This is a genomic window from Candidatus Polarisedimenticolia bacterium, from assembly GCA_035764505.1.
Taxonomy (GTDB): Bacteria; Acidobacteriota; Polarisedimenticolia; order Gp22-AA2; family AA152; genus AA152.
On record DASTZC010000243.1, the window covers coordinates 1 to 8,561 of the forward strand.

Sequence of the window (8,561 nt, forward strand, 5' to 3'; positions counted from 1 at the left end):
GCCCCCCCCCACGACCGCTACGCTGATGGCGGTGAGCAGGCCGCCGACCGGGTGCAGGAAGACGCCGAGCTTGTCCCAGCGATCCTTTGGCGCCAACATGGGAAGCCCCGCTACTTGCGCCGCACGGTGTAGTTTCCGCCCTTGGACTCGAGAACCAGATCCACCTGGACCCCTTCATCGTAGGACGCGACATCGATTCCCGGGGACTGGTTCTTGTAGCGAACGGTCAGCTGGCACTTCCCGTTCTCCTTGGTGACCAGATGGTAGGTCCCGGACTTGTCGGTCTTGGCTGAATAGGCTCCCTGGGCACACTTCGCCTCGACCGCGACCCCTTCGCCGACCGGCTTGCCTCCTTCCGTGATCGTACCGTACACCTCTCCCGCGAAAACCGCAGGCGCCAGGCCCAGCATTGCCGCCATCAAAATGCCCGCCGCTGTCTTGCTGCGCATGAAACCTCCTTTCATCATCGCCGGATGCGATACCTTCGGAACATCACCAATTAACCAAGAGAGCCAGGTCAGCATGCGGGGCGAGCCAGCTCCGAGAGCGTGCGGCGATCCGGCAGGTGCCTCGCGGGAAACCTGGCGCATTCTGTTCTAGGCCGAAAAGGAATTCAAGCAACCGCCGGGAAGCGGCCTTCCCTCCAGGAACGACAAATCCTGCTTGACGAATCGCCCGTTTCCTAGTACTTTCCGGCCATGCCCGGCAAGCTTTCGAATCTGATCTTCTGCACTTGTTGTCCCCGCTCACGGCGGGGAGGGAGTGGAACGGGCCCGGGTAACTGAACTCAAACGGCTTCGCGCTCAATCTGACCCGCCGACGGCTGGACCGAAGGCGGGTCTTTCATTTTCGGTCCGGCGAGGCAGGGTCGGGAAAGGAGACCCTCATGGCCGCCTTCCGGCCGATCGCCATCTTCTACGAGCATCCCACCTGGTTCAATCCGCTTTTCGGCGAGCTCGAGCGCCGCGGCGTGCCGCACCATCCGGTGCGCGCTGCGGAGCACCAGTTCGATCCCTCCGCGCCTCCGGGCGGGAACGGATCCGCACCTCTCTTCTTCAATCGCATGAGCCCGTCCGCGTGGAAAAGGGGAAACGGTCGGGCCATCTTCCACACGCTCCAGTACCTGGCCCATCTGGAGGAGTTCCGCGTTCCGGTGGTGAACGGGCTGCAGGCCTTCAGCTACGAGGTGAGCAAGGCGGCGCAAGTGCGTCTCCTGGAAAAGCTTCACCTACCCGTGCCCCGCACGCGGGTCGTCGCCCATCCCTCTCTCCTGCCTTCCGTCGCCGAAGAGCTCGCTTTTCCGCTGGTGGTGAAGCCCAACGTCGGAGGCAGCGGCGCAGGAATCGTGAGGTTCGAGACCCGCGCCGCGCTGGCTTCCGCGGTCGACGGCGGCCGAATCGAAGCGGGACTGGACGGAGTCCTTCTCCTGCAGGAATACCACCCTCCCCGGGGGGCGAGGATTGTACGCGTGGAGACGCTGGAGGGCAGGTACCTTTACGGCATCCGCGTGCACCTGGAGACGGACGCCGGTTTTGATCTCTGCCCCGCCGATATCTGCCGGACCGTGGACGGCCTCGAGCTTTCCGGCAGCGCCTGCCCGGCGGGCGCCGCAAAGGCGGGCCTGCGCGTGGAATGCTTCGATCCGCCGGCCGAGATCCGGACCGCGGTGGAATGCATCGCACGCGCCGCCGGGCTGGACGTCGGCGGGATTGAATACCTCGAAAGCGAGCGCGACGGCAGCCTCTACTTCTACGACATCAACGCCCTCTCCAACTTCGTGAGCGACCCGGTGCGCGTCGTGGGGTTCGATCCCACCGCCCGCCTGGTGGATGCGCTGGCCGCCCGTGCGCAGGGGGTGCCGTCGTGAGCCTCCGCTTCGGTTACTGGCTGCCGGTTTTCGGCGGATGGCTCCGCAACGTGGAGGACGAAGGGATGCCCGCCACCTGGGATTATGTCCGCGACCTCGCCGTCCGGAGCGAGCGCATCGGCTTCGACCTGACTCTGATCGCGGAGCTCAATCTGAACGACATCAAAGGAGTCGACGCCCCCTCCCTGGATGCCTGGAGCACCGCCGCCGCGCTGGCGGCCGTCACGAGCAGCCTCGAGCTGATGGTGGCGGTGCGCCCCAATTTTCATCATCCCGGCCTGCTGGCGAAGCAGGCGGCCAATATCGATCGGATCGCCTCGGGGCGGCTGTCCCTGAACGTAGTCTCCTCATGGTGGCGGGACGAGGCGGTGCAATATGGTCTCCCTTTCGACCATCATGACGCGCGGTACCGGCGCACCGAGGAATGGCTCCAGGTCGTGAAGGGGCTGTGGAGCGAGAAACGCTTCAGCTTCTCCGGGAATCACTACCGCTTCGAGAACGCCGCCCTCGAGCCCAAGCCGCGCCGCCGGCCGCGGCCCCTCCTTTACGCCGGAGGGGAGTCGGAGGCGGCGAAGAATCTCATCGCGGCGACCGCCGACGCCTACCTGATGCACGGCGATCCGCCGGAGCGCATCGCGGCGCGGGTGGCCGACATGCGTGAGCGGCGCGAGCGTCTGGCGCCGGAGGAGCCACCGCTCGCTTTCGGCATGGCGGCCTTCGTGATCTGCCGGGACACCGAGGAAGCCGCCCGCCGGGAGCGGGCGCGGATCACCGATGTCCATGCCTCGGCGCGAGGCTACGCCAACTTCAGCCAGTGGCTGTCCGGAACCCGTCTCGAGCAGCCTCTGAGCCTGGAGGATTACTCCGTCTCGAATCGTGGACTGCGCAGCGGGCTGGTAGGGACCGCGAATCGCGTCGCCGGGGAGCTGGCTCGATTCCATGAGGCTGGCGTGGAACTGGTGCTCCTGCAATTCAGCCCGCAGGCGGAGGAGATGGAGCGCTTCGCCGCGGACGTGATCCCGCGCTTCGATTCGATCGGCAAGAGCATTGACACAACTCGGAGCGTTGACACGATTTCCGGGCGCCGCCTATGATTTGAACCATTCGGCCACGCGGCCGCGGAGCGAATGAGACAAAGCACGGGCCTAAAAGAGGAAAGCGCTGCACTCCCAAGGCAGCGCCGCATCTACTGGGCCTGTCTTCTGCTTGCCCTCCTGGCTCGTTGCGCTTTCGTGGCCTTTTCGGATCCCCACAGCATCAAGAGTCGCTGGACGACCGTCACCGACGCCGCTCTCTACGATCGTTTCGGGTGGAACCTTGCCAGCGAGGGGACCCTCGGCTCCCGATCCTCTCCGAGCGCTTTCTGCATGCCTGCCTATCCGATCTTCCTGGCTGCGGCCTACAGCATCGCGGGGCACCTGCCGGGCGCCGTACGTCTGGCCCAGGTGCTGGTGGGGCTGGCGACAATCTTCCTCCTGGGCCGCATGGCACGATGCCTGGGAGGACGCAACGCGGAGCTGCTCGCCGTGGCGATCGGGGCGATTTACCCCTATTTCATCTATTACACCGGGGAGATCCTCACCGAGACCCTGTTCATCTTCGCTCTCAGCGGCGCGCTGCTCAGCGCGGCCCTCGTGGGCCATCACGGAAGGCTTCGGGATGGAGTCCTGCACGGGCTGTTTGCCGCGGTGCTGGTGATGACCCGGCCTACAGGCGTCTTTCTGGAGCTTGGCATCCTGATCCTGGCGCGCCCCTGGACGAAGGAGAGGCGCAGGCGCCGGAGCCTCGCCCTGCTCGCAGCCGCAGTCCTCGTGGCGCTTACCTGGAGTCCCTGGATAATTCGGAATCGCAGAGTGTTCGGGGAAACGGTCCTCCTCGACACCCATGGTGGTTGGGGTTTGTATACGGGACAGCTGTTGTCTCGCCAGGTGAGCTTGGAGGAGATCAACGCGCGGGTCGGTTACAGCCACCTCAGCATCTACGAGGGGACGCTGCCCGGCGGACCCCAGGGGGAGCTGCGAGAGGATCGGCGCTGCAAGCGCGAAGCGATCGAGATGATCCGCGCCGATATACCGGCCTTTCTGAGAACGGTTCTACACAATGCCTCCCGGCTATGGATCAGCCTCGACATGAGGGACGCTGCCCGCGCCGGCGGCGGGGGATTTCTGACCCTCGTGGGCTGGCTGTCCTATTTCCCGCTCCTGATTCTGGGTCTGGCGGGTCTGTGGCAGCTTGGCCGGACGGCTCGGTGGGTCCCGCTGGCCGCCGTCGTGGCGGTGTTCGGCCTCAGCACGGCGCTGCATGGCATCGTTCTGGGAGGGCAACGCTATCGTGTGGCCACCATCGATCCCTTTCTCCTGGTCCTGGCCTCCTGGGAAGCGACAGTGCTCGGAGCGGCATTCCTCGCCCGCCGGGGAGAGCAGTCAATGGGGATCCCGTCGCCGGGGGGTAGGACCCACCCGAATCCCCATGAGACTATCTGACGGACAAAAGATTACCTGGCTGCCGCCGATTCCGGCGCCTCAGGCCCTGGAAAGCGGCGATACGAGCCGATAGAGCCGGGGCTACCCGCCAAAAGCCAGGAATGGCTTGACTTTTGGGCCAATCACCGTATAAAAAAGGTCATTCTGTCGAGCGCTCCGACGTACCTAGATCCTGGGCCGGGGAGGGGCCCCCAGGATGCTCTAGGGGAGACCCGGCTCCTCCGGAGCGACTCTCAATGAAATCTTCCTCTGCCCTCGTCCGTCTCTCGTTCGCAGGGTTTCTCGTACTGCTTGCCAGCCTCCAGCCTCCCGCCAGCGCCGTCTCCGACTTCATTTATTATGTCGACTTCAATTCAGCGGCCACTACCAACTGCCTGCCGACAGTCTCGGGCTGCACCGGCCAGTGCGCCGCACCCACCTGCGGGACGCAGGGGGTCCCGTGCCACAGGATCCAGGACGCGCTGAATCTGTCGAACTGCAACATCGGCTCCAACGCGGCGCTGGAGGCCGATGTCTTCGTGGCCGCCGGAACCTACCCGGAGCGGATTTTCCTCTATCCCAACACCCACCTGTACGGTGCCGGCAGGGACATCACGACGATCGACGCCAAGGGGCTGAACCGCTCGGCCGTGATCATGGCCAGCGGAGGGAGCTACGGCTTCAACCGTCTGGAGGAGAAATTCTCGATCAGCGGGTTCCGAATCATCCACGGCAGCGGCGACCGCATCACCCTGACCGACTCGGGCGGAAACATGTACTTCAATATCGGCGGGGGCGGGATGCTCCTGTATGGGGCGCTCGGTGGTGCAGCGGGCTGGCCCCTGGTGACGGACTGCCGCATCGAGGATAATACGCTGGCCAACAACACGGGCCAGGTGGCTCCCGACTGGAACGGCGCGGGGATCTACATCGCCCGCGGCAAGCCGACGATCTCAGGGAACATCATCCAGCGCAACACCACGACGCCTCCCGACCAGAGCGGGCAGGTCCAGGCCCTGGGATGGGGGGGTGGAATCTTTTCACTCAACTTCGACTGTGCCCCCTTGATCTCGCGCAACGTGATACGCAGCAACAACACCGTGGCCCAGCAGGGAAGCGGCGGCGGAATGTATATCGCCGGAAACATCGGCACGGTGCTGAGCAGCAACCTGATCGTGGGAAACACGGCCAACGTTCAGGGAGGCGGGATCTACCTCTACGCGGCCGGCGCCTCCGCCTACAACAACGTGGTCATGGGAAACATCGGCGGCACGGCGGGTGGAGGCTTCAGCACGGGGGCACCCACCAGCGCGATCAACCTCACGAACAATACGATTGTCGGGAACGTCATGACGACGCACACCGTCCCCAAGGGGTCGGTCTTCTCCTCGATCGGCGGCGGCGTCTATGCCTCCTTCATCGTCAGCCAGCAGAGCAGTCCTCAGAACCATCTCACCAACAACCTGATGGCGCAGAACGACGCCACGTCGCTGGGAGGCGGCGGAGGCCTGTACAGCTTCCAGGCCTTCGCCAGCAATGAGCGCGGCGACTTCTTCGGCGACGTTCCCAACGAGATCCGGGGCGATTACTCCGACGGTGCGGTCATCGGCACCAATGGCAACGTCTCCCTCAGCCCGGTGTTCGTGAACGCCCCCGTCTTCTGGGACCACAGCAGCGCCAATGGGACGGCGACCACCGCGGTGGTGTTCGCGTCGACGCGCTATGCCGTGGGGAACCGGATCGAGTACAACGACGACGGCGTGGCGCGCCAGATCACCGCCATCAACAGCTCCACCAAGACGCTGACCTTCACGCCCGGCCTGACCAACAAGGTGTGCAGCAACGCGGTCAACGCCGCCTGTGTCACCAACGCCGACTGCCTTTCGCCGGGCACCTGTGGCACCGATATCACGCGCGCCAACCGCATCCTCGCGAACTGGGGAAACAGCACGAACGTCGCGGAAGACCTCCACCTGACGGTCTCCTCGCCGCTGCGCGACCTGGGCACCAATACCCCGGCATGGGGGACCTCCCCGGCGAGCGATTATGACGCGCTGTCGCGCCCCGTGGACGGCGACCTCAACGGCTCGGCGATCACCGACGTGGGAGCCTTCGAGTTCCGCTACCCGGATGGCGACGGCGACGGGGCCATCGACCTTCAGGATTGCGCGCCGCTCGTCAACAGCGCCTGGACCCCGCCCGACCAGGCCCCGGATCCCTTGACGATCAACGCGAGCCAGACGCTCTCCTGGATGCACGTCCCTCAGGCCAACGTCTACAACGTCTACCGCGGCACGATCATCAGCCCCTTCATCTACAACCCCGCCTGTCTGCTGGTGGAGGTGCCCGGCGCCGCGACCTCGGTGTCCGGGGGCGATCCGGCCGTGGGCTCGGCGTACTACTACCTCGTCGGCGGAGTCAACACCTGCGGACACGGCCCCATTCATCAATCTCCGACCGCGAACGCACCGTCTCCCTGTCCTCCCTCAGGAGCCGACAGCGACGGCGACGGCGTCCAGAACGTCAACGACAACTGTCCGCTGATTGCCAATGCCAACCAGCTGGATCCCGATCACGACACGGTCGGCACGGCCTGCGACAACTGTCCCGCGGTGGGCAATCCGAATCAGCTCGACAGCAACGGCAACGGGATCGGGGACGCCTGCGAGTAGGCTTTTCCAATCTCAGGAGACGGGACTGTCATCCGTCATCGCGACGGATGCCTGTCCCGAGATTCGTTCTTGTGATGCAGGACGACTAAGGGCAGGTCAACGCCGTCCGGGGAGTGCCGTTGGAAGCATTGCCGAGCGGTCCAAAGGCATTCGCAGGACAGCCGTTCCGGGCTCTGATGAGGTAATGGAATCGGGCCGAGACCGCCGGAATGCCTGAATCGCCGAGCGACAGGAGCGGCGTGTCCGTGGCCGTGCAGAGCGCGGCAGAGACGAAGTCGGCCGCCGAGCCGGAGCGGATGACGTCGTAGTGCGGCGCGCTCGATCCAGGTGCCGAGGGCGGCGACCAGCTCAGGCTGGTCGCGTTGGTGAATTGGAGGTTTCGAGCTTCGCCAGGCGTCGCCCAGTTTGCACCGTCGGCGTCGTTGCAGTCTCCGCCCGCGACCACGTAACCCGGAGGCGGAGCGCAGGCCTGAATCGTCTGTCCCGAGTCCCCCAGGCCATCGGCATCGGCGTCGCGATAGACCGCGCTCATCGGGCAGAGGCAGTATTGCCCGCCCGTGGCCAGCTCCTCATCGAAGGAGCCGCCGCCGAAAATATTCACGGTATCGTACCCGCCCCAAATCAACATCGATTCCCCGGTCCAGACGCCGGTCGCCGCGGCGCGGCGACGGGGAGAGTCAATCGATGCCATGGGCGACCAGGAGTCGGAGACTGGATCGTATCGGCCTCCTGAATCCAGGCCGCTCGAGCCGGAGCTTCCACCCCAGACAATCATCTCTGCGCCAGTCCAGACGGTGCTGTGGGAGGTCCGGCCCGAGGGGGCACCTGCGTTGCTCATGCCGCTCCATTGGTCCGTCACCGGATCGTAGCGGCCGCCCGTATTCATCCGCGTCGTCCTGTCCCAGCCTCCCCAGACCACCATCGAGCTGTCCGTCGAGATCGCGGAATGGGAGGAGCGCGCGGCCGGGGCGCCCGAAACGGAGAGCGGGAGCCATGTATCGCCGGCGGGATCATATCGGCCTCCGTCTCCGAATTGAGTCGTGCCGTTCTCCCCGCCCCAGAGGACCATGCTGCCGGCGGCCATCACGGCTCCATGGTTGTAACGGGCGGCGGGTGCGCCGGATGCCGACATGGCATCCCAGGTGTTGGTCGCAGGATCGTACCGACCCCCGCTCGCCAAAGCAGCCGACTGATCGTAGCCGCCCCACACGACCATCCGGCTTCCGGTCCAGACCGTGGTCTGGAGATAGCGGGGCGTCGGCGCGCCACTGAGGGTGGTAGCAGTCCAGCTGTCGGCAATCGGATCGTAGCGGCCTCCGCTGTTCAGCGGAGTGAAATTGGAAATGGGACAGCATTGATAGAGGACGCCGCCCCAGATGATCATGCGGTCGCCCGTCCAGATTGTCGAAGGCAGCAGGCGCCCTTGGGGGGCACCCGCCAGCGTGGTGGGGGCCCAGGTGTCGGTGGCGGGATCGTACCGGCCTCCCGAGGCGAGAGAGGTTCCTCCGCTGTCCCATCCGCCCCAGACGATCATGAGGTTTCCTGTCCAGACGGCTGCAT

6 protein-coding genes are annotated in these 8,561 nt (G+C 65.3%); 4 read left to right on the forward strand and 2 right to left on the reverse strand.

The features are described from left to right. Window positions 1-110: 110 nt before the first annotated feature. The gene (locus VFW45_15975; GenBank protein ID HEU5182284.1) at window positions 111-449 is read right to left on the reverse strand and encodes a hypothetical protein; all 339 of its coding nucleotides are present in this window, start codon (window positions 447-449) and stop codon (window positions 111-113) included. Window positions 450-886: 437 nt separating this feature from the next. Between VFW45_15975 and VFW45_15980 the strand changes: the two genes are divergently transcribed. The 4 genes from VFW45_15980 (at window position 887) to VFW45_15995 (ending at window position 7,001) form a co-directional block, all read left to right on the forward strand. Beyond that, the gene (locus VFW45_15980) at window positions 887-1,867 is read left to right on the forward strand and encodes a hypothetical protein (protein HEU5182285.1); all 981 of its coding nucleotides are present in this window, start codon (window positions 887-889) and stop codon (window positions 1,865-1,867) included. Further along, entirely contained in the window at window positions 1,864-2,961 is a 1,098-nt protein-coding gene (locus tag VFW45_15985; GenBank protein ID HEU5182286.1) for an LLM class flavin-dependent oxidoreductase, read from the forward strand. Before VFW45_15980 ends, VFW45_15985 begins: the two co-directional genes overlap by 4 nt. Window positions 2,962-2,994: 33 nt before the next feature. Continuing rightward, window positions 2,995-4,350 carry a glycosyltransferase family 39 protein gene (locus VFW45_15990; protein HEU5182287.1) on the forward strand — a complete coding sequence of 452 codons (1,356 nt, stop codon included), beginning with the start codon at window positions 2,995-2,997 and terminating at the stop codon, window positions 4,348-4,350. Window positions 4,351-4,586: 236 nt separating this feature from the next. After that, the gene (locus VFW45_15995) at window positions 4,587-7,001 is read left to right on the forward strand and encodes a thrombospondin type 3 repeat-containing protein (protein ID HEU5182288.1); all 2,415 of its coding nucleotides are present in this window, start codon (window positions 4,587-4,589) and stop codon (window positions 6,999-7,001) included. Between the two features lie 85 nt (window positions 7,002-7,086). Here VFW45_15995 and VFW45_16000 read toward each other — a convergent pair. Further along, the coding region (locus VFW45_16000; protein HEU5182289.1) for a hypothetical protein at window positions 7,087-8,561 on the reverse strand (1,475 nt) is incomplete at its 5' end.

Excerpts from the sequence above, each read along its gene's own strand:
- VFW45_15995 (HEU5182288.1), top strand. The coding sequence starts at position 4,587 with ATGAAATCTTCCTCTGCCCTCGTCCGTCTCTCGTTCGCAGGGTTTCTC.
- VFW45_15990 (HEU5182287.1), top strand. The coding sequence starts at position 2,995 with ATGAGACAAAGCACGGGCCTAAAAGAGGAAAGCGCTGCACTCCCAAGG.
- VFW45_15975 (HEU5182284.1), bottom strand. The coding sequence starts at position 449 with ATGCGCAGCAAGACAGCGGCGGGCATTTTGATGGCGGCAATGCTGGGC.
- VFW45_15980 (HEU5182285.1), top strand. The coding sequence starts at position 887 with ATGGCCGCCTTCCGGCCGATCGCCATCTTCTACGAGCATCCCACCTGG.